The sequence below is a fragment of the Methylomusa anaerophila genome (assembly GCF_003966895.1).
In the GTDB taxonomy this organism is placed as follows: Bacteria; Bacillota; Negativicutes; order Sporomusales; family Sporomusaceae; genus Methylomusa; species Methylomusa anaerophila.
The window spans coordinates 4,181,107-4,204,575 of sequence record NZ_AP018449.1; the positions used below are offsets into that span (position 1 = coordinate 4,181,107).

Genomic DNA, 23,469 nt, shown 5'->3' on the forward strand with positions numbered 1-23,469 from the left:
TTACTACAATAAACTGGATTTAATTCTTGACAGCGCGCCTCGCAGTCGAAAAATAGCTTTTGTATGAAGCTGAGAGATGCGGGCTTCCGATAGTTTTAAAATAAGACTGATCTCTTTCAGGGTCATCCCCTCATAATAGTAAAGGCTCACAACCAAACGTTCCCTCGCCGGCAGCTTATCAATCGCTTTTACAAGCGTTTCCTTAACCTCTTCTTCTTCTATATGCGCGGAAGGGCTGTTGGTATGACCTGATGCGGTTTCTGTCCTGGTAAACTCCTCTAAAGGAATCAGCGTACTTGTATTAAGATGATTAATTAGGGCATGAAGTTCTCTTAGCGTAATCCCCATTGCTTGAGCTATTTCTTCGTCGGTAGAAGACCGCCCGAACTGATGCTCTAAGTCTGCTACTATTTGCTCATACTGACGCGCTTTTTGCCTTATCGTGGCCGGTATCCAGTCTTGAGCTCTTAGAGAATCAATAATTGCTCCTCGAATCCGTACTGCCGCATAAGTTTCAAATTTGACTCCCCGGGTTGGGTCAAATCTTTCAATCGACTCCAACAACCCAAAAAAACCATTGCTAACTAAATCATCTTTATCTACATGCTGCGGCAAACTAACAGCTACCCTTCCCGCTACCAGCTTTACCAGAGGTAAATAGTATTCAATTATCTTATCTTTTAATTCTATTTTATGATAAGTATAATATTCTACCCACAAGCTATTAGCTTCCCCAGTCCTTTGCTCCTCCCTGGGCGTCATGCCGGATTACCCCCTACGTCACTGTTGAATTTTTCTTTATATTTTCAAAGTTGTCAGGAGTCAAAGGTTGAAATTGTGGGCTCTCAGCAGTATGCTTGGTGGTTTTGCCGGTTTCATCATATGTATTGTCACTTAATATATCGACAATATTTCCTTTTTTAGTAATATCGTCCCTCAACTGATGCTGAAAAAACCGCTCAATAATTTCTCCCAAAACATAACCGAATACTGCAAACAAAACCATCGAAACAGTGGTACGGTATAAAATCGTAGATAATCGTCCATCATTTATAATACCGATGAGTAAAGTCAAACTGCTGGTGATCAATGATAATAAAAAACTTAGGCGTAGTTTAAACATCATGCCAATCCCTCTTATCCCTCTTATCCCTCTTATCCCTCTTTTGGATGCTAAAATTATTGGGATGCTAATTTTAAAACTCTTTTTCACCTTTATCTATCGTCTTTACCCGAAATATTCCATTATCCAGTTTTAATTCAACCGTACGTCCATAGTTGCCGCCGGTATCTTCAGCCAGCAGCCGGATTTCCATTTTTTTTAAAATCATGCGCACAGCTTCTGCATTTCGTTCCCCAACCCGCATAATATCAGTTGCATTCGCAAAAGTAAACATTTGAGCTCCGCCGGCAATTTTTGCGACAATTCTAGACTTTACACCACCTAGTTTTATGATTTCATCAAACATAAAAGGTAAAGCCGTATCTGCAAATTTGGCGGGATTCTCATTTGAGCGGGCCTGAGTACTATCAGGAAGCATAATATGAGCTAACCCCCCAACTTTTGTACTCGGATCATAAAGCGCTATTCCGACGCACGATCCCAGTCCATAACTAATTAAACTGGACGGACTGTGCCCGACTTTGTAATCCGCCATTCCCACCTTGATAAGTTCTTCCATTAGTCCTTCACCCCGATTGCCGCCATAATTATTGCTAAAGAACCGGGGTCGGGAATAAGGAAGAAATGACCTTTTACGCCATCAAACTCAGTGGTAAACTCAGTTTCAATGACTAAAGCGTGATCACCCATTTGGCCTAGTTGGATAAGAATTACACTTAAAATTGCTCCGGCCATGTCAATTGCTAAAGCAGGAATAGACGGCAGCAAAGTAAGTTTTGTAAAATGAGATAGTGCATTTAAATAGGCACCTGCCAGAATATTGCCAATTTCCATTAAAGCTGATTCATCCATGGAATTAAGCAGCTGCGTATCACCGTGGTTACGTCCCATAAGCATGTCTACTAAATAAAAAGCACTGTCCCGCGGCAACAGAAATAAAATGCTTCCGGGAGCAGGACCAAAAACTCGCAAATAAACTCCGGCGACCATGGCGTCTGGTCCCCCCACTACGTCGGGAACATCTCCAAGCGGCAGAATGGATACCTGGGGAACAGTCATGTCAATTTTTCGGTTGATGATTTGTGATAATGCCGTAGCAGCATTACCTGCGCCCACGTTGCCAATTTCCCGTAAAGCATCTAACTGTAGAGCCGATAGTTTCAATATATCTTCTGACAAAATATCCACTCCTCCAGTGTCAAGCTGCCTAAGCTTAGCCAGCCTTAACGGTATCCGCCCCAATCCCAATCCCGATGATAGCTTCTACGTTTAATAAAATTAATAAGCGATTTTCAGCTTTCCCTACGCCGGTAAGATAATCAGCTGCAATCCCGCCAACTACAGTTTGGGGAGGTTCGATATGATCGCTGTCCACCGCAGCAACCTCGGAGACAGCGTCAACTATCATACCTACTGTGATATCTTCGACTTTTACAATGATAATCCTAGTGTCATCGGTATAGTCTTGAGGTGGCAGACTTAGTCTTTTCTTCAGATCAATAACGGGCAATACACTACCGCGTAAATTCATTACCCCTTTAATATATTCAGGGGTATGGGGTACCCGGGTAATGTCCGTCATTCGTTTAATCTCCTGTACTTGAAGAATGCCGATCCCGTATTCTTCCCGGCCAAGCTTAAAAACAACCAGTTGTATTTCGTTGCTGGAAAAATTCTTCTCTGACATTTACGCCGTCCTCCTCATTACTGCTTTAGTGACCCAACATCAAGAATCAATGCTACCTGTCCATTACCCAGGATAGTGGCTCCAGCTATTACTTTAATTCCAGCTAATAGCTTACCGAGTGACTTGATCACGATTTCTTGTTGACCAATCAGGGTATCAACGATAATCCCCGCACGGCTTTCTCCCATATGTACGATAACCACGAATAATTCTTCTTGATTGTTCAAACAAGCCGCAGGAACATCCAAGACAGTCGATAGTCGGACAATCGGGATAATCTGCCCTCGTAATAAGATAACTTCTTGATTTTGAATGGTTTTTATATCATCAGGCGTAATATTAATAGTACTGTCGATAGAACCTAACGGAATTGCATATATTTCTTCGCCCACTTTTACGAGTAAAGCTTGAATAATTGCCAAAGTCAAAGGTAAACGAATCTTAAATTTACTTCCCCCGTTAATTTTAGTTTCAACGTCTACCATACCGCCCAGTGATTCAATTTTAGTTTTAACCGCATCCATACCAACACCACGGCCGGAAACGTCCGTTACTGTGTCAGCGGTTGAAAATCCTGGCATAAAAATTAAGCGAACGGCTTCGGATTGATCCATCTTTTCCGCTTCGACAGCAGTAATTAATCCTTTCTCTAAAGCTTTTTGTTTGATAACCTCATGATTAATACCTTTTCCATCATCTTCCACCATTATGATGACATTGTTTCCTTCATGATGGGCAATCAAACGAATTTCGCCAAGGGGATTCTTGCCCTTGGCTTGTCTTTCATTTGGTTGCTCAATTCCGTGGTCAATGGAATTTCTCAGCAAATGTACCAAAGGATCGCCGATTTCATCAATTACCGTACGGTCCAGTTCAGTCTCTTCCCCTTGGATAATAAGATTTACCTCTTTATTTAATTCACGGGACAAATCCCGCACCATCCGGGGGAAGCGATTAAATACCTGTCCCACGGGAACCATTCGGACTTTCATCACAACAGCCTGCAAATCAGTAGTAACTCGATCCATCTGCTCAATTGTTTCCACCAAATCAGTCAGCCGGTGGGTAATCCCAATTTGTTCCAATCTGGTTTTGTTAATAACCAATTCACCGACAAGATTTAACAGGGAATCTAATTTATCAATATCTACACGCACAGACTGACCGCTTTTAAGTTTTTTATCAGCAGTAGTATTATTTGCCTCACCTGTAGATTTCTGGGAATTGTCAACAGATTCCCGGATGGTTTTTTTGGGATCTAAAGCAGCAGGATTCTCACGTTTATTATTGGCTGCAACTGGAAAACTTTCAGTCACTGCAATTGGCAATACAGTGACTTTTTCAATTTCCGAAATTGAAGTAAGAGCATCTTCAATTCTCTCGGGTTCAATCCCGGTTACTATCACTGCCTGAAAACTGAGGTCAAAGTTTTCTTTTTCCAGATCCTCTACTGACGGAATGCTCTTAATAATTTCGCCAAATTCATCCAAAGCGCTCATCACCATATACGCCCGGGCGGATTTAAGTAAACATCCTTCTCTTAAATTTATGTTTACTTCGTAAGTCTGCATACCTTGATCTTTAGCCGACTTTACTACATGAATTTCTGTATCGGTAAGCTGAACCGCTACTTCCGTACCGGTTTCCTTTACCAAACATACGGTAGTGTCAGTTGCCGCCGCAAGTTTCGCGGGCTGGTTTTCTCCTTTGGCGATTGCATGCAATCTAGCAACTAACGGCTTAATGTCAAACGATGTATCACCGTTTGTAGCAACTGCCTCAATCAACTGTTCTAAAGTATCAACGCATTTGAACAGGGTGTCAATTACATCATTATCAGCTTTTAACACTGCTTTACGCAGCAAGTCCAGTACATTCTCCATCTCATGTGTCAGTTCAGCGATAGTAGTAAATCCCATGGTCGCTGACATTCCTTTAATGGTGTGAGCGCTGCGAAAAATTTCATCAAGTACAGATAGATTATTAGGGTCGTTTTCTAAATCTAATAAACAAGTGTTCAGTGCCTGCAGATGCTCCCGTGATTCCTCTAAAAACATTGCCAAATACTGATTTACATCCATCTTTTTGCACCTCCATATTAATAATTATATTCTTCGTTAATTAGTTACTGCCTTAACAATCTCCGCCGCAATACCGGTAACAGGTGCAATTTTATCAACAACACCCAATTCAATAGCTGCTTTGGGCATTCCAAAGACAACTGCAGTTGACTGATCTTCGGCAATGGTATACCCATGTTGGTCCTTAATGGCTCGCAATCCTTTTGATCCATCATGCCCCATGCCAGTTAGGATTACTCCTATTGCCTTGTTACCAAAAACTTGGGCAACTGATTCCAGCATCGGATCAACAGCGGGACGATGTCCGCCGATTGGTGGATTTTGATTCAGTTTTATTATCGGCTTACCCCTTTCACGTGTAAGCGTCATATGATAATCGCCAGGGGCTATCAATACCAATCCGGGAAGAACAATATCATTATCCTCTGCTTCCTTTACGGCTAACGCAGATAAGCTATTTAAACGTTCCGCTAAGGATTTGGTAAATCCAGGCGGCATATGTTGAACGACAAGTATACCGCAAGGCAGGTTGCCTGGTAAGTTGGTGATAATATCTTGTAACGCGCGCGGTCCGCCGGTTGAAGCGCCGATAGCAACTATTTTTCCCGCGATTAACGAATCGGAAAGAGTAGCGAGTGAAGAAACAGCCGGCTTAGAATGACTGCTAAAAGTTGGCGGATAGGGCCGTTGTATCAAGCGCTTTATATTTACTTTCGCAGCCGCCCTGCACTTCATTAAAATTTCATTCTTAACATTGCTGATATTGGCTATCGGACCTTTGGCTTTAGCGACAAAGTCAACTGCTCCAAGCTCCAATGCCTTAAGTGTCGCCTCAGCCCCCGTCTGGGTCAAACTGCTGATCATGACCACTGGCGTAGGATTTTCCCGCATTATAGTTTCTAAAGCCTGAATACCATTTAAAACCGGCATTTCAACATCCAATGTAATTACATCAGGCTTTACCCACCTTATCTTGTCAATAGCCTCCCTGCCGTTACGGGCAGTATCAACGACGAGATAATCAGACTCCTCAGCAAATAAATCCGTTAACAACTTACGCATAAACACTGAATCATCTACTATCAAAACTCGTATCATGAATTCACCTACCAATTGAGATATGCCGGTCACAGTTCTTTGCGGCGTTGCTCCAATTGCTTTTTGAAAATATATTTTATAATTATGTTACGATCCTTTTCGTCAATATCCACAAAATTTACCGCCGTCCAAAATACGGGCTTGTCAGGCTGAGGTTGCTGCACCCGAATAATTTGACCGGTGACGCAAATGGAACCTAGCCCGGGAAAGTCGATTGCAATCTTTAATTTTGCACCCGCAGGAAGCTGTTGCTTAACCACCAGTTGCACTCCGCCGCCGCTGATATCTTTGGTCAAGGCATCCAGGAACGCACTATCAGCCTTATTGTCATTGCCATCGTCGAGTATTTTAACCCGTACAGGAATCATGGCTTCATAACGTACAAAAGATCTTTGCTGAATTTTGGTTATATCGGTCGGTAAAGTTACAATCCATAAAGGTATTGGATTCATTAGTTTGTTAATAAATGTGCTGGTGAACTTGTAAATAACGCCGTCACTTACCGTTTGTCCGTAAAAAGATTCACCCCGCACCAAGAATACCGGCGCACCTTTTTTCATTGGCATGGCAATCGCTATACGCTGCGAATTTATCTCCTCGACTCTGGACCGATACTGCTCAAAAGTGCCATCTTTTCCGGGTAAGATAACATCCATTAACTGGTTAATTCTCAGAATAGATTCGTTTTTTTTGATACAGAATCCCTCCCCTCATTAAAATTTATCGCCTGAAATTGAAAATTTTTTCCAAAAAAACCCTTATACCAGAAGGCTGTGCAGTTTTTTCTCCTTTCAATAACCGGCTGGCAATGCCCTGTATACAACGGGAGGCTATACTTTGGGGAAAAGAAATCAAGAGAGGAGTTTGCATCTTAACTGCCTTAACCATATTACGATCCTCAAAAACGAACCCCAGATTATTAACAGGCAATGTGAGAAAGCGTAAAGATACCTGGGTTAGTTTGTCAACAACCATTTGACCTTCAGCTAATTCAGTAATTCGATTTACAACCAATCGCAACGGGGCATAACCTTGATTACCGGCATAGACTTTCATCATTGCATAAGCATCGGTAATTGCTGTAGGTTCAGGAGTTGTAATAACGATTACCTCATCGGCGGCCATTACAAAGTTAAGAACATTTTTACTCAGCCCCGCCCCGGTATCAATTAAAATAAAATCAGCCCAATCATCAAAAAAGGAAATTTGTCGAATAATATACTGTAATTGTATTTCGCTTAAATTAGCCAGATGATACATACCCGATCCCCCGGCTATAAACTTGATACCTCTGGGACCGTCAGATACAATGTCACCCATGGTTTTGCTGTCTTCAAGCAAGTTTAATAAGCTGTAGGGAGTGGAACACCCTAACACTACCCCTATATTAGCCATGCCTAAATCAGCATCAATTACCAATACGTTTTGCTTTAAATCTGCCAGGGCGAGAGCCAAATTGATGGTAAAGTTAGTTTTACCTACCCCGCCTTTACCGCTTGTGACGGTAATGACTCTGCTATTGTTGCTATGGCAGTTTTTTTTTATGATTGTTCCTTTGGTAATTGCATTGGAGCTTAAAGCCAATTGTCGCAATTTTTCAGCCTGGTCATGCATCATAAATCCCTCAAAATCATATTCGCCAGGCAGTTAGAGTCAACCAATTCTATATCCGTCGGTACATTTTGTCCGGTGGTTATATAAGATAAGGCAGTCGGAAAGTGATATAAAAGATTCAATATTGTACCTAGGTTGCTGGACTCGTCAATTTTGGTAAATAAAAATTTCTGGGGAGAACAAAGAGAAAACTTATTAACGATCTCGACAGCATCTTTATATTTCGTATTTGCGCTTAATACAAGGTGAGTCTCAATACAAGAATCAACCGCCAGCAATTCCTTAAGTTCTTCCAATTGCTGAGAATTGCCGGGACTCCGGCCGGCAGTATCAATCAATACTAATTGTTTGTCTCCATGCCGATATAGAGCAGCTTTAAGGTCATCAGGAGTGTAAACAATTTCTAAAGGTATGCCGATTATATCAGCGTAGGTTTTCAATTGTTCCACGGCAGCAATACGGTACGTGTCAGCCGTCACCAGGGCAACCTTGTAACCTTCTTTTATGGCAAAATTAGCGGCCAATTTGGCAATGGTTGTAGTTTTTCCGACACCGGTAGGACCAATAAAAGCCACAATTTTTTTACCTGCCGGCGGAATAGTAATTCCATCTATGTTTTGAAGATAACTCATGATTCGTTCAATTAGTAACTTACGTCCATTATTTTTATTGCTTACTAAACTATTCTTCTCATTGGGAATACCATTAATTAAGTCAGCGGCAATCAATGGCTCAACATCATTTTTTACAAGAAGTTCCATTAAGGGGGAACTAGCTGTATCGCCAACAGGCAACTGATAGAGCATACGCTCAACCATTTTGCGCATATGGCCCATTTCAAACTGAATTGCCGATAATCTCGCTTCATTTTGGCTGGGAATATCTACGGAGGTATTTGCCGGCGCCATCCCTTTTTCCGCAGCTTGCATCTTAGGAGCAGTCTCAAGGGCAGCCATGACTTCCACCATGTCTTTGGCAAAAAAGCCGAAAAATCCACCTTTACGCAAGCGGCGAGTATGCAGTATAACAGCATCCCGGCCTAAATCATGTTTTACCTGGGCCATTGCTTCATTCATCGTCTGGGCAGTAAACAGTTTCACTTTCAAGTTACAATTTCACCATCCCTAATGCTTGCACTTCAATTTTAGATTCCAGTTCAGCGTAAGATAAGACTGTTAGATTTGGCGCTGCCCGTTCCGTCAGTTTACGAAAATATAGCCTGACGCCAGGACTGGTGAGAACAATCGGCTGGTAACCCAAGTTTGTTATTTTAGACAGTTCGTTGGTAAGACTGTTCATAAGCGATTGTACAGTTTGCGGCTCAAGCGCGACGTAGGATCCCTGCTCAGTTCGTTGAACCGCGTTTGTTATTGTATTTTCAAGTTGAGGATCAACAGTTACGCAGGTGAGAACGTTATTTATAACGTACTGTCGTGATATTTGACGGGCAAGGGAATGCCGAACGTATTCCGTCAAAAATTCCGTATCTTTCGTGATCGGGGCGTAGTCGGCCATAGTTTCTAAAATAGTTACCATGTCACGTATGGAAATTCGTTCGCGTAATAAGTTCGCCAACACTTTTTGTATCTCTCCCAATGATAATAGGTTTGGTACCAATTCATCCACTATAACCGCATTATTTTGCCTAACTGCGTCAATAAGGGTCTGAACCTCCTGACGCCCAAGAATTTCTGCAGCGTGGGACTTGATAATTTCCGTCAAGTGAGTCGCCAATACTGAAACGGGATCAACTACTGTATAGCCGGAAAGTTCGGCTTGCTCACGATAAGAGTCTTGAATCCATAGTGCCGGTAGTCCAAAAGCCGGTTCAACTGTATCAATACCGGGCACCGGTTCCGAAATAGTACCGGAATCCATAGCCAGATAATGGTCCAACAGCAGCTCTCCTCTTGCAATTTCAATACCGCGCAGTTTAATAACATAGACATTAGGTTTTAACTGTATATTATCCCGAATGCGGATTGTAGGTACAATTAACCCCAATTCTAATGCACATTGTCTCCGAATCATCACAACGCGATCAAGGAGATCGCCGCCTTGACTCACATCAACCATTGGGATCAAACTATAACCAATCTCAAGTTCCATAGGATCCACTTGCAATAAGGAAACCACATTCTCCGGCTTCCTAACTTCCGCTTTCTCCTTTTCTTCCGCTTGCGAAATTTCCATTTGAACTTCCGTCTGGGCGCTTCTATACAAAGTATAGCCAATGATGAATACCAAACCGCTTAGTATAAAAAAGGGAATACCCGGCAACCCAGGCACCAGTCCCAACAAGGCGAGAACCCCGGCAGCAATAAAGAAAACCCTCGGATTCCTAACAAGTTGGCCGATCAGGTCCTGGCCCAGATTGGCTTCCGACGCAGCCCGCGTAACGATAATACCAGTCGCCGTTGATATAAGCAGGGCTGGAATCTGGTTTACCAGGCCTTCACCAACTGTCAGCAGGGTATACGTCTGAAGCGCCTGCATAATATCCATATCGCGCTGCAACATACCGATAGTAAAACCGCCTACAATATTAATAATAATGATGATTATGGCGGCAATTGCATCCCCTTTAACAAACTTACTGGCCCCATCCATAGCACCATAAAAGTCAGCTTCCCGCTGGATTTTCTTCCGCCGCTGCCTAGCTTCGGCATCGCTGATAAGTCCGGCATTTAGGTCGGCATCAATACTCATCTGTTTTCCCGGCATCGCATCCAAAGTAAATCTTGCTGCGACTTCTGCAACCCGTTCAGCCCCGCGAGTAATTACAATAAATTGAATGATTATTAAAATTACAAATACTATAAAACCGACAATAGCGTTACCGCCAACTACGAAATTGCCAAAGGCAGTAATAACTTCGCCGGCATACCCGTCCAGCAAGATAAGTCTTGTGGAGGAAACGTTTAAAGCCAGTCGAAATAGGGTGGTAATAAGCAACAGCGAAGGGAAAACAGAAAATTCCAAGGTATCAACATTATAAATGGATACCATTACTATTATTAAGGCAATTGTAACATTGGAGGTTAAAAATAAATCCAGCAAGAATGGTGGCAAAGGTATAATCATCATTATCACAATAGTAATAATCGCTACAGCCACCATTATATCGCTATATTTGGATATACCGGCAAACACTGATTGTTGTACAGCCATTGAATTCGCTCCTCAGCTTAAACTAAGACAAACGTTTTTTTAGACGGTATACGTGAGCCAATACTTCCGCAACTGCCTGGTACAACTCCGGCGGTATAGGTTCGCCAATTTCCACCACTGGGTACAAAGCCCGGGCTAACGGTTTGTTTTCCACAATTACTACCCGATTCTCCCTGGCAATATCTTTAATCCGCTGAGCTAAAAAATCTTGCCCTTTCGCCACAACGACCGGCGCCGTCATGGTTTTATCATACTGTAAGGCAATAGCCAGGTGTACCGGATTGGTAATAACCACATCGGCCTGAGGCACCTGTTGCATCATTCGCCGCATCGCTAACGCGCGCTGCTTTTCTTTGATTTTTCCTTTTATTTGCGGGTTGCCTTCGGTCTGTTTGTATTCCTCTTTCACCTCTTGTTTGGACATTTTTAAGCTTTGATTATGTTCCCACCATTGGTACAAAAAATCGAGAACAGCTAAGACAAACATAACGGCGATAATTTGAAAAACCAAGTCAACAATAAGAGTTGAGGCTAATTTTAGTGAATCTATCAACTCAAAACTAATTAACTTAGGAATTTGGGCAGCATTTATCAAGGCGAAACGATAAATAAAATATCCAATGACGGCTACTTTGCATATAGATTTAACCAGCTCGGCCAAAGAACGCTTGGAAAAAAGCCGTTGAAAACCGGATATAGGATTAAGTTTGCTAAGATCCGGCATAAGGATTTGCGGCGAAAAAATAAAGCCAACCTGCATAAAGTTAACGGCCAAAGCTATTACAGAAATCGCGAACATCAGCGGCAAAATTGTTTTGGCAATAACCCAGCTTAAATCAAAAAACAGGATTTGTACTGCCTGGATAGTAAGATCACTTTTTACCAGATTGGAAAAAATAAGCACCATATACTCTTCCAGCTGTGAATATATAACCGGCCCTAACATTTTCAGAGTAAAAAAAGCGGCCAGAATAACAAAAACTGCGTTAATCTCTATGCTTTTGGCAACTTGTCCTTTTTTACGGGCCTCCTGTTTGCGTTTTGGGGTAGCATCTTCCGTTTTTTCACCGCTAAAAAGTTGCAAATCAAAGTTATTGAAAACCCAGGCCCTGGATCCAGATAGTCTAAAATCAGCTTTCGTATGGTTATAATCTTCCCATACTGGCCATGAGGTGGTAAATATTGCGGAACATATCATTAAAAACCACCTCCAGAAACATAATATAAAATGGTAACGCTAAAGATAGCACAAAAATGCCGACAATTATTTTGCCTGGCATGCCAACTATAAAAATATTCATTTGCGGCATAGTCCGGGACAATATTCCTAAAGCCACATCTGTAAGCAACAGGGAAACCAGAACCGGCAGGCTGATTTTTAACGCGATTACGAAGATGCCAACTACCATATTAACTATAATATCAGATATACTCGGATGATAGACGGCTTTTGTAACCGGTATCAGCTGGAAACTGGAAAACAAAGCAGACAGCAACAGATGATGACTATTAGTGGTTAAAAAAATCACTAGCGCCAAAATGTATTTAAAGTTGCCAATCAAAGGGGTCTGCTGTCCAAACTGAGGATCCAAAACATTAACAATGCCAAAACCAATTTGGGTATCAATGATTGAACCGGCCATCTGTATAGCATTAAAGGCCATAGAAGCTGCAAATGCAATAATCAAACCAACTAAGAACTCACTGATAACCAATAAAATGTAAGCAAATAATGCATTAGGAATGGTAAAATCGGGATACGCAAGGAGAGGTACTAATATGTAGGTTAACAATAAAGACATCCCTGCTTTAACAGCTAAGGGAATATTGCGGGAACCAAAAATCGGAGCGACGGAAAATATTCCACTTATACGGGCAAAAACAAGTAAAAATAATCCAAACTGATTTTGCATAATAGCATACAAGTCCAAATAACAGTCTACCACCTATCGTAGAATATCCGCAATTCTAACTCAAATCGGTCCTAGTACCTTGTTACATTTAAAACAACTTTCTATTTAATTAAGTTCGGTAAGCTAATAAATATATCACGAGTATAATCGGTGAGTATCTTCAGCATCCAGGGCCCGAAAATTAATACGGCAAAAAAAACAGCAATTATTTTCGGGATAAATGCAAGTGACTGTTCTTGAATCTGAGTTGTAGCTTGAAAAATACTTACCAGCACCCCTACTATCAATCCTAGCCCGAGCATCGGTGCAGAAACCAACATGACCATGGCTAAAGCGTCGCGACCAATTTGAATAGCCATATCTCCTGACATATGAGAACTCCTCTGTCATCGTTAATTGAAACTTGTAACCAACGATCTAATAATTAAGTGCCAGCCGTCCACCAATATAAACAATAGAATTTTAAACGGCAGCGATATCATAACCGGCGGCACCATCATCATACCCATTGCCATTAAGGTGCTAGCCACAACCATATCGATTACAATAAAAGGTATATAAATCAGAAAACCAATTTGAAAGGCCGTTTTTAGCTCGCTAATAATAAATGCTGGAATCAGCACACTTGCGGGTACATCTTCCGGCGAATTCGGGCGTTCTTTGTCAGATAAATTAACAAATAAAGCCAAGTCATTTTCACGGGTCTGTTTAAGCATAAATTCCCGCATTGGTTTCATCCCCTGGGTCATAGCGCTTTCCTGATCCATCGTTCCAGCCAAATAAGGCTGCAAGGCATTATTATTTATTTGTTCAAAATAAGGAGACATGGTAAAGAATGTTAAGAATAAAGCTAACCCAATCAAAATCTGGTTGGGAGGAACCTGTTGCGTTGCGAGAGCACTGCGTATAAATGATAGAACGATTATGATCCGGGTAAAGGAAGTCATCATGATAAGAATTGACGGCGCCAAAGACAGCACAGTTAACGTAAATAATATCTGTAAACTTAACGCGACATCCTGGGGATTATTCGCGGCCTCAACTCCAATATTTAGATTTGGCACGGGGATAAGAGGCGCAGCTAATGCCGAATGGGGGATAACCAAAACGAACATAAGCGCAAAAATAGCAAGAACAATCTTTATACGCGTCACCACATCTTTTTACCTCTTCTCCCGTTCGTTTTCATTTCCCCTCTTATTCTCCGGGTATAAGTAAGACCCAAAAACAGAAGGAAACTTATTCGACATTTGTTGTAGAGAGGCAAGGTGCCGATGAAACATAGTGCTAAATTCACCACTTGGCAAATGGGAAACATGATTCGTTTTAAGTTGCTCAATCTCTTCTACAGCAGTTATCTCTTTCAGCAAGGTTATACTATGGTCAGTCACACCCAGAATTAGGTATTTTCCAGCAATCTCTACCACATAAATCCCACGATTTGGTCCCATAGAAAGGGAAGCATATATTTTGCTTTCCCCCGTTCCGAAACCAGTACCTAATTTATTTGCCAATAATCGGGAAGTAAGATAGGCAAGTCCAACTACAAGCAAAAATGTAAGAAAAAGTGAGCCTACATAGGCGCTGGTATTAAACCACGAGATTGTGGTTGATTGAGGTGCCTGATAATTAAGATAATGATTGCTTTGATCATCTGCAAATACCTGACCGGTCAACACCAAAAACGGTAACATCCAGACAAGCATATTGCCAAATAAATGGGTAATGTTCATTTACGTCGTTCTTACCCAACGGCCTTACGGACAGCCTCTAATACCCGGTCAGGTTGAAACGGTTTTACTATAAAGTCTCGCGCGCCTGATTGAATTGCTTCTATTACCATAGCCTGTTGACCCATGGCGCTACACATAATTATTTTGGCGTTGGCATCAATGTTTTTAATTTGTTTGACAGCAGTAATACCATCCATTTCAGGCATCGTAATATCCATAGTTGTTAAATCAGGGCGCAATTCTTGAAATTTTTCAACAGCTTTAAGTCCATTTTCAGCTTCACCTGCAATTTCATAACCGTTTTTGGATAAAATATCTTTAATCATCATTCTCATAAATGCTGCATCGTCAACAATCAAGACCTTTATAGCCATTAGCAGACCTCTCCTTATTCGATAATAATACTGATTGAGTTATAAACCGGCAGAATTATATCCATTCCTATTTATTGCAGATTGTTTACCCGATCAATTTGGCTCACAATATCTGTAATACGAACACCAAAATTTTCGTCGATGACAACTACTTCACCTTTGGCAATCATCTTGCCGTTAACAAGAATATCAACCGGTTCACCTGCAAGTTTATCTAGTTCAACAACTGAGCCCGGAGCAAGTTCAAGAATCTCGCGAATCAATTTCCGGGTACGGCCAAGCTCAACCGTGACCTGTAAAGGTACGTCAAGTATAAGCCCGATATTAGTATCGCTCATCGCAACGGAAGGTTTAAGGGGAGCAAACTGTACGGGCTGAACAGTGACGCTTTGAACCGGCTGAGCTTTTGGCACGGAGAGAGATGGCGCCGGCGCAATCGGCTGCTGCTGTTGAGCTGGCGCAACGGTTGCTTGCGGTGCAGCTGGGTTCTGCGGCGCACCTGGCTGTTGTTTCACAGCTTCCATAAGGTTATTCACCATCTCTTTCGCCACTTTGATAGGAATGATTTGCATCAATTCGCTATCGATAATATCCTCTACTTCCATACGGAAGGCAACTCTGACAATAGGTTCCTGGTCGGAAATTAAGTCCGAGATAGCCGGATTGTTTGAGAAATCGAGCAAATTTACCTTAGGCGGAGCAATATCTACTTTTTTCTTAAAGATAGTCGAAATCGATGTGGCTGTTGATCCCATCATTTGGTTCATTGCTTCGGTAACGGCACTCATGTATAGTTCATTTATCTCTGTAGGCGGGTTTGTCCCATCGCCCCCCATCATCAGATCAGCAATAATCAAGGCGTCCTGCTCTTTCATTGCTAAAATGTTACTTCCGAGAACCCCCTGGGTATAACCGACCTCAATAACCAGATATGGCAAGGGATACTGCTTTTTTATCTCTTCAATGGAAGAAATACATACTCTCGGGGTAGTAATCGACACGCGTCTTCCCAGCAATACCGAGAGGGTAGTCGCGGCAGTGCCCATGGATATGTTCCCGATTTCCCCCAAAGCATCATTTTCCATATCATTGAGATTGGGTATTTCCGGAGATGCGGGAGATTCAGATGCAGCTGAAGTTGCCGGTGCGGCAGGCTCCCCTCTCAGTAAAGCGTCGATTTCTTCTTGCGACAAGAATCCATCACTCATCATTATCATCTCCCTGGGAAATTATTTGTGTAATCTGCACGGCTGTCCTATTTCCTGAAACACCTGGTTTACATTTAAACTTTTCGCGAGTACCGATGATTACACTTAAATCATCATTAGTCCTCGAATTCAGCTGCAGAACGTCACCGACAGCTAAATTCAGCAATTCCTGGACTGTTATGCTGACTTGTCCTAACTCCACAATTGCGGGAATCCGGGTTTTTTCAAGCTTACGCTGCAAAACACTCATCATTTCCGGCGACGACTGCTTAGCCATGGATGATGCCACCCAAAAAGTAGTGGTCAGTTTAGACATAATAGGTTCAAGCATCAAATAAGGGATACATATACTAATAAATCCTTCCGCCTGACCAATTTTAGCCTGTAAAGTGACAAGCACAACCATATCGTTCGGCGGTACAATCTGCGTAAACTGAGGATTGGTTTCAATTGCATCCAATCTGGGTTCGATTACAAAAACCTGCTTCCATGCTTCCTGCATACTTTCCAGCGCTTTGTTAATAACTCGACGAACAATTACTTCCTCAATATCCGTAAGCGGTCTAGGTTTAGCGGGTGATAATCCGGGTCCGCCAAACAGCCTGTCAATGAGAGCCAATATAATATTGGGATTAATTTCCAATATGGCATTACCTTTTAAGGGTCTCATCTGAAAAATACTGATAACGCTAGGGTTTGGCAAAGACCTGATAAATTCCTCATAAGTTAATTGGTCAACTGATGCAACATCAACGTGCACGATAGTCCGCAGATGCGCCGAAAGATAAGTATTGATCAACCGGGCAAAATTCTCATGCAACATGTAAATAGTGCGAATTTGATCTTTGGAAAACTTGTCCGGCCGCTTAAAATCGTAAATCTTAATCTTGCGTTGCCTTTGTTCGGTTTTAATTTCTTCGGCGGAAACAACACCAGTTGATAGTGCGGATAACAGGTCATCTATTTCCGACTGGGACAATACATCTGACCCGGCCAATAACTCCCCCTCCTTCCAAGCCACTTTAAAATGATAATATTCGTCATTTTTTTCCTTGTATAAGTTTATTATACTAAAAGAAACTATTGGATTCTACTGTAAAACGAAATTAGTAATATAGACTTCTGCTACCCAGTCGTCACCAAGATTCTTATTAATTTCGTTTTTTAACAATTCCTTCAGTTGTTCTTGCTTGGCTGGATCAAAGCCTTCCAGTTTTTGTGAACGCAGTACATATACGGTTGTATCAAGAATTCTCACTTCCTCCGGCGATGGCATTTTGCCCTCCCGGAGGGTAACCTTCTTGTCCGGCCTTAACCCGACGATTAAACCGATCTTTAAATACCGGCCGCTATTTACACCCCCAATATTTAAAACAAGACCATCCTTGGCATCGCCAAGTCTGATTAAATCCCCGAGTTCATGCTGGCCTTTGCGATCAACCGACTTATCCGCAACAACCTTGGTGGCTATCAGATACGAAATACCTCCGGCTAATATTAGACCTATTACAATGAGAGTGACGACCAGCGTCATCGACATCTTTTTTCCGTTTTCTTCCTCGGCCACTATCGCACCTCCAATGCTAATTCGGCATACTGTCTATCGCAGATTGCGATACAAAGCCCTTCGATAATCCATAACCCTATGTACGATTTCATCCATGGACTCTTCCACAATCAATTTTTTCCCATTCGTCAGCGTTATCACGGTATCAGGAGTTTCTTCAATGGTCTCAATCAACTCGGCGTTCAGCACCAACTCTCTGTCCTGTGATTTTAAGCGGGTGACTTTTATCATGCTTTTCTCCTCCAAGTCTTTAATCAGACTTTTTAAAAATCAAGGGCGGGAGGGAGGTTGTCCTCCCGCCAAAAATAAACTAACAAAATTATATCTATATATTTGCTATTTACCGTTTAAGATTAGTGAGATCCTGCAGCATTTCATCCGTAGTGGTAATAATTCGGGAATTTGCCTGGAAACCGCGCTGGGTAATAATCATATTACTAAACTCTTCAGCTAAATTCACATTGGACATTTCCAAGGATTCTGGCCTAAAGGATCCGCGGCCACCGGTGTTGGCAATGCCAATTCTCGGTTCACCCGAATTGTTTGACTTAGAAAATAAAGTATCAGCTTCTTTAACAAGACCACCAGGATTATTGAAGGTAGCCATTGCTATTTGGGCCAAATCCATTGACATACCGTTAGAGAAGCGTCCGGTAATAACCCCGTCGGTACTGATCGTTTTGTTCAAAAGTGACCCAGCCGCGTACCCGGTCTGTGTAACGGAGTTAGCTGTACTTTCTCCACCGAACTGAGTTAAAGCGGAAAAATCAGGATTAAACGTAAATGCGGGTGCTCCAATCGGTGCAACTGGTGTTACCGTAATCGCACCAATAACTGTAGCACCTTCGTAAGTACTTGTCGTAGTATCGAAGCATCTGCCAGTAGCGGCATCGAATACTATTGTTGAAGCACCAGCGACCGTTGCCCCGGTATCCGCCGTTGCATTAGGGGTCCAAGTCCAAGTATTCGCACCTGTTTTAGCAAATGTACCACCAATCTTATGTGCGTTCCCCTGGGCGTCATAAACGGTTATTGTGGTATTTGTGAGGGAAGCATTGGGATCAACCGCAGTAGTTTCTACGTCTGCCGCTAAGTTGCCTTGAAAAGTTACGCCACCCTTGGGAAAACTGGCCGGAACTGGATCGCTTGTTGCTTTTGCCGGCATGGCCTGGCCCACAGGAATGGTAATTCCTGTCAGCGGTGTGCTAGTGTCTATCACACCGTTTGCATCCGCCATCCAGCCCTGAACTTTCAGACCGTTACCTTGCATAGTGTAATTGCCCAATGTGTCATAGTCAAAATTCCCCGCCCGGGTATAGTACTGATTGTTGCCGTCAGCCAAAATAAACAAGCCATTGCCCTGAATGGCCAGGTCTTCCTGCTTGCCTGTCGGTTGAAAGCTGCTTTCGGTGAAGAGAGTGTCGATACTGGCGACACCCACGCCAAGACCGACCTGCATCGGGTTGCTGCCGCCCCGGTCGCCTTGCGGCGCTGAAGCGCCCTGCATGGTTTGGCTTAACACATCCTGGAAGGTAACGCGGGAAGCCTTGAAGCCAACGGTATTGACGTTGGCAATGTTATTGCCGATAACGTCCATCCGGGTTTGATGATTTTTCAAGCCGGCAACGCCGGAAAACAATGAGCGCATCATAGTTGAAAACGACCTCCTCAAATAATAAACATGTGCCACTGCGTCTGTCATTCGGCAGTGAAAGACTCCCTCGCCAGAGGTCCAGCCTTAAATAATTACCGCACTGTCGATATTGGTAAAAACGTTATCCTTAATATTGGCGCCATCCACAGCAGTAATAACCGTTCGGTTTTTTACGCTTACCACCAAGGCCAAAGCACTGTCCATAAGAATCAGAGCTTCCTTAGCCCCTTTCTGCGCCGCTTTATCCACAGCTTGATTCAACTTGTTCATTTGATCGTTATCCAGTTGAATTTTACGGCTCTCCATCCGTTGCAGCGCATGCTGGGAAAATTTTACCCCCAGTTCCTGGGTAAGAAGCTGATTAAAGGTTGCACTATTGGCATTAACTTTGTTCGCGTTATTGGCATTCTGAGGTTTAGTTGCAGGTGCAACCGGCTGCAGTGGCTGTATGGACTGGTACTTGAAATTATCTGTCATGGCACCTTACCTCCTCACGCGACAGATAGCGGCCTAGGCAATTGCTGTCACATTCTCCAATTTAACGACCTGATCACCAACCTGAAGTTGCGGCGTACCATTAACAATCTTAACCAGGCTAACGGTCCCGGTTTGCAAATAACCGTCAGCATCGGTCCAGCTGATATCTTTTCCGATTAAGGCCGTCGCCTGTGTAGTCAGCATACTGCTATTCATGTTCTGCATTTGTTCCAGACTGGAAAACTGGGCCATTTGCGCGATAAAGTCCTTGTCTTCCATCGGACTCATAGGATCTTGGTACTGCAACTGGGTAATCAGCAACTTTAGGAAGTCGTTCTTTCCCAATTCATCATTTGCCTTTGCAGTTGTTGGGGTAGTACTGTTATTTGTTGAGTTATCAGTATTAACATAAATTGAACTCATCATTTCACCTCCTAAAACTGAAACTGTGCAAAAATATTTTATACCCGGTAGTCAATACCGGCATCCGGACTGCTGGGCCCACTGGAAACTATTCCAGATTCTACGGTTTCAACAAGCTCATCAGCCTGTTTTTTCCCCAGTGGCTGAAAAGTAAATTGTTGCTGGGCATAACTTCTGCCATTATTGGGCAAAAACTCGTTAAGGCCTGCGTACACACTAACATTATCCACTTTTAAACCGCTGTTGGCCAAATCTTGCTTAAGCTGAGGCAGAGATGACTCAATAATACTGCGAACTTCAGCGTTATTTGAGTGGAAACTGGCAGTTACAACCCCGCTGTCAACCGAAATCTTTAATATCAATTCGCCAAGATGTTCAGGCTTAAGTTTAATAATCATTTCCGGATTGTTAGGCCGATTGATCAACTTCGCTTGCTGTACAATTTGGTTCATGACCTGATAGTCGTCTTTGGTTGTCGGTTTAACAACCGAATTTTCAGCCGATGCTGCCGTTTCGCTGACATAATTTTGCAGCGTAGCTTCAAAACTAAAGGTGTGAGGATTTTGCGGACTTACTGCATCTGAACCATCCGCATTTGGTAAAGCTAAAGACAAGCCCAATGTGTCTTGAAAACCACCATGATTCTCTTTAGCCGCCGCAATAATTGGCGTAATTTTTTCATTCACTGACATTGCAGCAGGTTCAACGGCGAGCTTCTCGCCTGCATCACTATTCTTAAGATCCAGAGTGGGTTGGGGATTGATAGCAGCAGCGGAAGCGGAAGCGGCATTTATCGAAAGACTATTCCCTTGATTAAGCAAACTGTTACTAACGTTTGTTGGTGCAGCAAGATTAACCGGTTGCTTAGAACTCCGGGGTTGATTCTGCTCATCCGGATTTGTCTGGCCCAGGCCGGCAACAATCTTTACAGGCTGCTGATTCTGTGTCAATGCGGCTTGTAAAATTTCTCCCGCAGCAACGGCTGCCTGTGAAGCGGTTTGCGAAACGGTTGCCTGTGGTATGATTTGGCCGCCTGTTGTCGCCGAACCTGACAATTCGCCGGCAGCATCAGCCAAACTCTGGGCGAAGGCCTGGTCAAATTCCTTAGAAGGATTGACCGGCATCACGCCATTACCTGCCGCATTGATTTGATTATTAGGTACTGTGCCTGCATTCAACTGAACTGAACCGGCACTATCCGCAGATCCCAATTCAACCGTAAAAGCCGCCGATAACCCGGCTGGAATTTGAGCCGCCAATTGTAAGGCCAAAGGATTGATTCCGGCCGGATTGGCCTGGTCGGAACTATTGTTGTTTTCTTTCGCGTCACCATCGGCGCCTTGTTGTTTCTCTGCGTTGGCCTGTTCAGAATTTGATTTAGTTTCGGTCACAACTTTTTCTTCCGGTTTATTATTGACAGCCTGCTGTTGTCCGGAATTTGCAGCATTATTGGCTGTCTCGGCATTAGACGGTTGACCTTGCTCTTTCGCTGCAGTGGGAGTATTTTGCTGGGAAGCATTTGTAACTGCGTGGTTAAGTCTTTCTGAAAAACTATCTTGGGGATTGGATTGGTACCTACTGCGGCTGTTATTGTTATTTGTGGCGGCAACGGGTGCCTGCATTCCGGGAAACTGAACGGTAGCCATATATTTTTCACCTCCTTTCCCTAATGATTAGATAGTCAAGGCTCAAGGGGCTGTTTTTGACCTTTAAGCATCTCACGGGTTAAATCAGCAGCCTTGGCGGGATCAAAAAGCGCTAAAATTTTCGCTACTTGCTCGTCTTCCATTTTATTTAAAATAGCCGTAACAGTATTATCATCCAGCTGTTTCAGGATTGCAGCGGCCTCTGCCGGTTTCATACTGTCATAAAGGCGAGCCATCTTGGACCACCTTTTGGCTTCTTCCTGTTGTTTTTGTTTTGTTTCTTTTTGAATATCTTCCAAAGTGAGAACATTGGCCTGGTTGGGATCAAGCCCGGCCGGAATATTGTCCGGCGTTAATACCCTGGGATTGGGAACAACCGTATTGGTACTGGTTTTATCGTCCAAGTCGACCGGTTCAAAATTGGTCTGCGGCTTTGCAAAATACCTGCCAACAACCGGATATTCATGGAGCTTCATGTCATCAGCGATTTTTTGCATGTCAATAAGCCTTAAATATATTCCCACCGCAAAGCCAACCCCGACTACCATAATAAGTAAAAGTGAAACAGCGATAATTTTAAAGAGTCTGCCTCGTTTCTTATTTGACGGTGACTGCTCAACTGGGCTATCCCGCCTGGTTTGGGAATCTAATCCTTTTTCAGCCATGTTAGTTCATGACACCCCTATTTTGCCAGCATACTTACTCTGGCAACGTATTCCTGTGTCTCTCTGTAAGGAGGTATACCACCATACTGCTTAACAGCTTGCGGTCCGGCATTATAAGCTGCCACAGCCTTATTGACGTCCCCATTGAAAATATTTAACATTTGCTTTAGGTATCGTACCCCGCCATCAATATTTTCCCGGGGGTCGGCGATGTTTTGAATTCCTAGTTCGCTGGCAGTTTCAGGCATTAATTGCATAACGCCTGCCGCTCCTGCCGGCGATACAGCGTCAGGCGCCAGATTGGATTCGGTTTTGGCAACAGCCAAGGCTAGCATAGGATTAACACCATATTTTAAAGCAGCAGAATGCACTATCGATGCAATATCACTGTTCATTGTGCTGTCCCCGGATATTGCAGTTGTTTTCGGGGAGCTTTTTTGTGCCGCCTCAAAAAGCGAGGCAAAATTCAGTGAATGATTTGCAGCCTTTGCATGCGGCCCAAAGCGATTTTCTATATTCCTTATTTTTTCAATAACCTGGTTAACACCGTTCATCTAGATCACACTCTCTTTGTCCCGTACACTTATTTGCGTTCCAATCTCGTCAAGATATTTTTGCTCCTCGTGCAGGAGTTCTTCCCGGTATTGCTCTAACCGTTTATTCCGTAGATTATCTACTATTTTTCTTTTCTTCATAGCATCTTCCAATACCTGAAGGCAATCTTGACGGCAACTAGTCGCTTGATTTACTTTTTCAGTCTGAACAACAAGGTCCTGTTTAACCTTATTAATAAAATTGTCGGTCATCTGAAGGATTTCTATTTTGGGATAACTTAGCTGTTGGGTGGTTTGCAGTTTCATCACCCTGAGCATGCTGGCCTCCAAATTATTTAACAGTTCCTGTTCGGCGTTCAACCTGTTGCTAGCTTCAGCCAGCTTGATTTGTGCCTTTTCTTCCTGTATCCGCCGGAATCTGAGCAGGGTTTCCAGCCGGAATTGAAATATTTTCATTCAAAATGACACTCCAAGTTCTGTT

The 23,469-nt window shown here is 42.9% G+C and carries 28 protein-coding genes; all 28 read right to left on the reverse strand.

The genetic code is table 11. The features are described from left to right. Positions 1 to 3 precede the first annotated feature (3 nt). The 28 genes from MAMMFC1_RS19065 to fliJ all read right to left on the reverse strand — a co-directional run bounded on the left by MAMMFC1_RS19065 (position 4) and on the right by fliJ (position 23,444). Positions 4 to 762, reverse strand: a complete 759-nt coding sequence (locus MAMMFC1_RS19065) for a FliA/WhiG family RNA polymerase sigma factor (protein ID WP_126310024.1) — start codon at positions 760 to 762, stop codon at positions 4 to 6. 13 nt (positions 763 to 775) lie between these two features. Beyond that, entirely contained in the window at positions 776 to 1,126 is a 351-nt protein-coding gene (locus MAMMFC1_RS19070) for a hypothetical protein (RefSeq protein WP_126310025.1), read from the reverse strand. Positions 1,127 to 1,196: 70 nt separating this feature from the next. Beyond that, entirely contained in the window at positions 1,197 to 1,682 is a 486-nt protein-coding gene (locus MAMMFC1_RS19075; protein ID WP_126310026.1) for a chemotaxis protein CheD, read from the reverse strand. Beyond that, complete coding sequence (locus MAMMFC1_RS19080; RefSeq protein WP_126310027.1) at positions 1,682 to 2,302, reverse strand: chemotaxis protein CheC; 621 nt, start codon at positions 2,300 to 2,302, stop codon at positions 1,682 to 1,684. Before MAMMFC1_RS19080 ends, MAMMFC1_RS19075 begins: the two co-directional genes overlap by 1 nt. Positions 2,303 to 2,336: 34 nt before the next feature. Then, the gene (locus tag MAMMFC1_RS19085) at positions 2,337 to 2,810 is read right to left on the reverse strand and encodes a chemotaxis protein CheW (protein ID WP_126310028.1); all 474 of its coding nucleotides are present in this window, start codon (positions 2,808 to 2,810) and stop codon (positions 2,337 to 2,339) included. 17 nt (positions 2,811 to 2,827) lie between these two features. Further along, complete coding sequence (locus MAMMFC1_RS19090; RefSeq protein ID WP_126310029.1) at positions 2,828 to 4,891, reverse strand: chemotaxis protein CheA; 2,064 nt, start codon at positions 4,889 to 4,891, stop codon at positions 2,828 to 2,830. Between the two features lie 36 nt (positions 4,892 to 4,927). Then, on the reverse strand, positions 4,928 to 5,989 hold the full coding sequence (locus MAMMFC1_RS19095) for a protein-glutamate methylesterase/protein-glutamine glutaminase (protein ID WP_126310030.1): 1,062 nt from the start codon (positions 5,987 to 5,989) through the stop codon (positions 4,928 to 4,930). Between the two features lie 29 nt (positions 5,990 to 6,018). After that, positions 6,019 to 6,645 carry a flagellar brake protein gene (locus tag MAMMFC1_RS19100; protein ID WP_126310031.1) on the reverse strand — a complete coding sequence of 209 codons (627 nt, stop codon included), beginning with the start codon at positions 6,643 to 6,645 and terminating at the stop codon, positions 6,019 to 6,021. 64 nt (positions 6,646 to 6,709) lie between these two features. Next, entirely contained in the window at positions 6,710 to 7,606 is an 897-nt protein-coding gene (locus MAMMFC1_RS19105) for a MinD/ParA family protein (protein ID WP_126310032.1), read from the reverse strand. Further along, positions 7,603 to 8,703: a flagellar biosynthesis protein FlhF gene (gene flhF / locus MAMMFC1_RS19110; protein WP_232035838.1), complete on the reverse strand. Its 1,101-nt coding sequence runs from the start codon at positions 8,701 to 8,703 to the stop codon at positions 7,603 to 7,605. The genes MAMMFC1_RS19105 and flhF overlap by 4 nt, the downstream gene beginning before the upstream one ends. Before the next feature lie 7 nt (positions 8,704 to 8,710). Next, entirely contained in the window at positions 8,711 to 10,774 is a 2,064-nt protein-coding gene (gene flhA / locus MAMMFC1_RS19115; protein ID WP_126310034.1) for a flagellar biosynthesis protein FlhA, read from the reverse strand. 22 nt (positions 10,775 to 10,796) lie between these two features. After that, positions 10,797 to 11,858: a flagellar biosynthesis protein FlhB gene (gene flhB, locus MAMMFC1_RS19120; RefSeq protein WP_232035549.1), complete on the reverse strand. Its 1,062-nt coding sequence runs from the start codon at positions 11,856 to 11,858 to the stop codon at positions 10,797 to 10,799. Positions 11,859 to 11,919: 61 nt separating this feature from the next. Continuing rightward, entirely contained in the window at positions 11,920 to 12,687 is a 768-nt protein-coding gene (gene fliR, locus MAMMFC1_RS19125; protein WP_232035551.1) for a flagellar biosynthetic protein FliR, read from the reverse strand. 101 nt (positions 12,688 to 12,788) lie between these two features. Further along, on the reverse strand, positions 12,789 to 13,058 hold the full coding sequence (gene fliQ, locus MAMMFC1_RS19130; RefSeq protein ID WP_126310037.1) for a flagellar biosynthesis protein FliQ: 270 nt from the start codon (positions 13,056 to 13,058) through the stop codon (positions 12,789 to 12,791). Between the two features lie 21 nt (positions 13,059 to 13,079). Then, positions 13,080 to 13,802, reverse strand: a complete 723-nt coding sequence (fliP, locus tag MAMMFC1_RS19135; RefSeq protein WP_197724017.1) for a flagellar type III secretion system pore protein FliP — start codon at positions 13,800 to 13,802, stop codon at positions 13,080 to 13,082. 48 nt (positions 13,803 to 13,850) lie between these two features. Then, the gene (gene fliO / locus MAMMFC1_RS19140) at positions 13,851 to 14,420 is read right to left on the reverse strand and encodes a flagellar biosynthetic protein FliO (protein WP_126310038.1); all 570 of its coding nucleotides are present in this window, start codon (positions 14,418 to 14,420) and stop codon (positions 13,851 to 13,853) included. 11 nt (positions 14,421 to 14,431) lie between these two features. After that, positions 14,432 to 14,794 (reverse strand): response regulator, encoded by a 363-nt coding sequence (locus MAMMFC1_RS19145; protein ID WP_126310039.1) that lies wholly within the window; start codon positions 14,792 to 14,794, stop codon positions 14,432 to 14,434. A 71-nt stretch (positions 14,795 to 14,865) separates the two neighbouring features. After that, the gene (fliY, locus tag MAMMFC1_RS19150) at positions 14,866 to 16,002 is read right to left on the reverse strand and encodes a flagellar motor switch phosphatase FliY (protein WP_126310040.1); all 1,137 of its coding nucleotides are present in this window, start codon (positions 16,000 to 16,002) and stop codon (positions 14,866 to 14,868) included. Continuing rightward, entirely contained in the window at positions 15,995 to 16,999 is a 1,005-nt protein-coding gene (gene fliM, locus MAMMFC1_RS19155) for a flagellar motor switch protein FliM (RefSeq protein ID WP_126310041.1), read from the reverse strand. The genes fliY and fliM overlap by 8 nt, the downstream gene beginning before the upstream one ends. A gap of 93 nt (positions 17,000 to 17,092) precedes the next feature. After that, positions 17,093 to 17,569 (reverse strand): flagellar basal body-associated FliL family protein, encoded by a 477-nt coding sequence (locus MAMMFC1_RS19160; RefSeq protein ID WP_232035553.1) that lies wholly within the window; start codon positions 17,567 to 17,569, stop codon positions 17,093 to 17,095. Between the two features lie 33 nt (positions 17,570 to 17,602). Then, on the reverse strand, positions 17,603 to 17,800 hold the full coding sequence (locus MAMMFC1_RS19165) for a flagellar FlbD family protein (protein WP_126310042.1): 198 nt from the start codon (positions 17,798 to 17,800) through the stop codon (positions 17,603 to 17,605). Between the two features lie 109 nt (positions 17,801 to 17,909). Then, positions 17,910 to 19,220 (reverse strand): flagellar hook protein FlgE, encoded by a 1,311-nt coding sequence (locus MAMMFC1_RS19170; RefSeq protein WP_126310043.1) that lies wholly within the window; start codon positions 19,218 to 19,220, stop codon positions 17,910 to 17,912. An 87-nt stretch (positions 19,221 to 19,307) separates the two neighbouring features. Then, positions 19,308 to 19,700, reverse strand: coding sequence for a TIGR02530 family flagellar biosynthesis protein (locus MAMMFC1_RS19175; RefSeq protein WP_126310044.1), 393 nt, complete (start codon positions 19,698 to 19,700; stop codon positions 19,308 to 19,310). Between the two features lie 33 nt (positions 19,701 to 19,733). Beyond that, complete coding sequence (gene flgD, locus MAMMFC1_RS19180; RefSeq protein WP_126310785.1) at positions 19,734 to 20,123, reverse strand: flagellar hook assembly protein FlgD; 390 nt, start codon at positions 20,121 to 20,123, stop codon at positions 19,734 to 19,736. 38 nt (positions 20,124 to 20,161) lie between these two features. Next, on the reverse strand, positions 20,162 to 21,769 hold the full coding sequence (locus MAMMFC1_RS19185; protein WP_126310045.1) for a flagellar hook-length control protein FliK: 1,608 nt from the start codon (positions 21,767 to 21,769) through the stop codon (positions 20,162 to 20,164). A 35-nt stretch (positions 21,770 to 21,804) separates the two neighbouring features. Next, positions 21,805 to 22,434, reverse strand: a complete 630-nt coding sequence (locus MAMMFC1_RS19190) for a MotE family protein (protein ID WP_126310046.1) — start codon at positions 22,432 to 22,434, stop codon at positions 21,805 to 21,807. A gap of 17 nt (positions 22,435 to 22,451) precedes the next feature. Further along, positions 22,452 to 22,829, reverse strand: a complete 378-nt coding sequence (locus tag MAMMFC1_RS19195; protein ID WP_232035554.1) for a lytic transglycosylase domain-containing protein — start codon at positions 22,827 to 22,829, stop codon at positions 22,452 to 22,454. A 159-nt stretch (positions 22,830 to 22,988) separates the two neighbouring features. After that, positions 22,989 to 23,444: a flagellar export protein FliJ gene (gene fliJ, locus MAMMFC1_RS19200; RefSeq protein ID WP_126310048.1), complete on the reverse strand. Its 456-nt coding sequence runs from the start codon at positions 23,442 to 23,444 to the stop codon at positions 22,989 to 22,991. Positions 23,445 to 23,469 lie beyond the last annotated feature (25 nt).

What these genes read in the sequence shown, in the direction of transcription:
- MAMMFC1_RS19065 (WP_126310024.1), bottom strand. Translation starts at nt 762, where the DNA reads ATGACGCCCAGGGAGGAGCAAAGGACTGGGGAAGCTAATAGCTTGTGG.
- MAMMFC1_RS19070 (WP_126310025.1), bottom strand. Translation starts at nt 1,126, where the DNA reads ATGATGTTTAAACTACGCCTAAGTTTTTTATTATCATTGATCACCAGC.
- MAMMFC1_RS19075 (WP_126310026.1), bottom strand. Translation starts at nt 1,682, where the DNA reads ATGGAAGAACTTATCAAGGTGGGAATGGCGGATTACAAAGTCGGGCAC.
- MAMMFC1_RS19085 (WP_126310028.1), bottom strand. Translation starts at nt 2,810, where the DNA reads ATGTCAGAGAAGAATTTTTCCAGCAACGAAATACAACTGGTTGTTTTT.
- MAMMFC1_RS19090 (WP_126310029.1), bottom strand. Translation starts at nt 4,891, where the DNA reads ATGGATGTAAATCAGTATTTGGCAATGTTTTTAGAGGAATCACGGGAG.
- MAMMFC1_RS19095 (WP_126310030.1), bottom strand. Translation starts at nt 5,989, where the DNA reads ATGATACGAGTTTTGATAGTAGATGATTCAGTGTTTATGCGTAAGTTG.
- MAMMFC1_RS19100 (WP_126310031.1), bottom strand. Translation starts at nt 6,645, where the DNA reads ATGGATGTTATCTTACCCGGAAAAGATGGCACTTTTGAGCAGTATCGG.
- MAMMFC1_RS19105 (WP_126310032.1), bottom strand. Translation starts at nt 7,606, where the DNA reads ATGATGCATGACCAGGCTGAAAAATTGCGACAATTGGCTTTAAGCTCC.
- flhA (WP_126310034.1), bottom strand. Translation starts at nt 10,774, where the DNA reads ATGGCTGTACAACAATCAGTGTTTGCCGGTATATCCAAATATAGCGAT.
- fliR (WP_232035551.1), bottom strand. Translation starts at nt 12,687, where the DNA reads ATGCAAAATCAGTTTGGATTATTTTTACTTGTTTTTGCCCGTATAAGT.
- fliQ (WP_126310037.1), bottom strand. Translation starts at nt 13,058, where the DNA reads ATGTCAGGAGATATGGCTATTCAAATTGGTCGCGACGCTTTAGCCATG.
- fliP (WP_197724017.1), bottom strand. Translation starts at nt 13,802, where the DNA reads ATGTTCGTTTTGGTTATCCCCCATTCGGCATTAGCTGCGCCTCTTATC.
- fliO (WP_126310038.1), bottom strand. Translation starts at nt 14,420, where the DNA reads ATGAACATTACCCATTTATTTGGCAATATGCTTGTCTGGATGTTACCG.
- MAMMFC1_RS19145 (WP_126310039.1), bottom strand. Translation starts at nt 14,794, where the DNA reads ATGGCTATAAAGGTCTTGATTGTTGACGATGCAGCATTTATGAGAATG.
- fliY (WP_126310040.1), bottom strand. Translation starts at nt 16,002, where the DNA reads ATGAGTGATGGATTCTTGTCGCAAGAAGAAATCGACGCTTTACTGAGA.
- MAMMFC1_RS19165 (WP_126310042.1), bottom strand. Translation starts at nt 17,800, where the DNA reads ATGATAAAAGTCACCCGCTTAAAATCACAGGACAGAGAGTTGGTGCTG.
- MAMMFC1_RS19170 (WP_126310043.1), bottom strand. Translation starts at nt 19,220, where the DNA reads ATGATGCGCTCATTGTTTTCCGGCGTTGCCGGCTTGAAAAATCATCAA.
- MAMMFC1_RS19175 (WP_126310044.1), bottom strand. Translation starts at nt 19,700, where the DNA reads ATGACAGATAATTTCAAGTACCAGTCCATACAGCCACTGCAGCCGGTT.
- flgD (WP_126310785.1), bottom strand. Translation starts at nt 20,123, where the DNA reads ATGAGTTCAATTTATGTTAATACTGATAACTCAACAAATAACAGTACT.
- MAMMFC1_RS19185 (WP_126310045.1), bottom strand. Translation starts at nt 21,769, where the DNA reads ATGGCTACCGTTCAGTTTCCCGGAATGCAGGCACCCGTTGCCGCCACA.
- MAMMFC1_RS19190 (WP_126310046.1), bottom strand. Translation starts at nt 22,434, where the DNA reads ATGGCTGAAAAAGGATTAGATTCCCAAACCAGGCGGGATAGCCCAGTT.
- MAMMFC1_RS19195 (WP_232035554.1), bottom strand. Translation starts at nt 22,829, where the DNA reads ATGAACAGTGATATTGCATCGATAGTGCATTCTGCTGCTTTAAAATAT.
- fliJ (WP_126310048.1), bottom strand. Translation starts at nt 23,444, where the DNA reads ATGAAAATATTTCAATTCCGGCTGGAAACCCTGCTCAGATTCCGGCGG.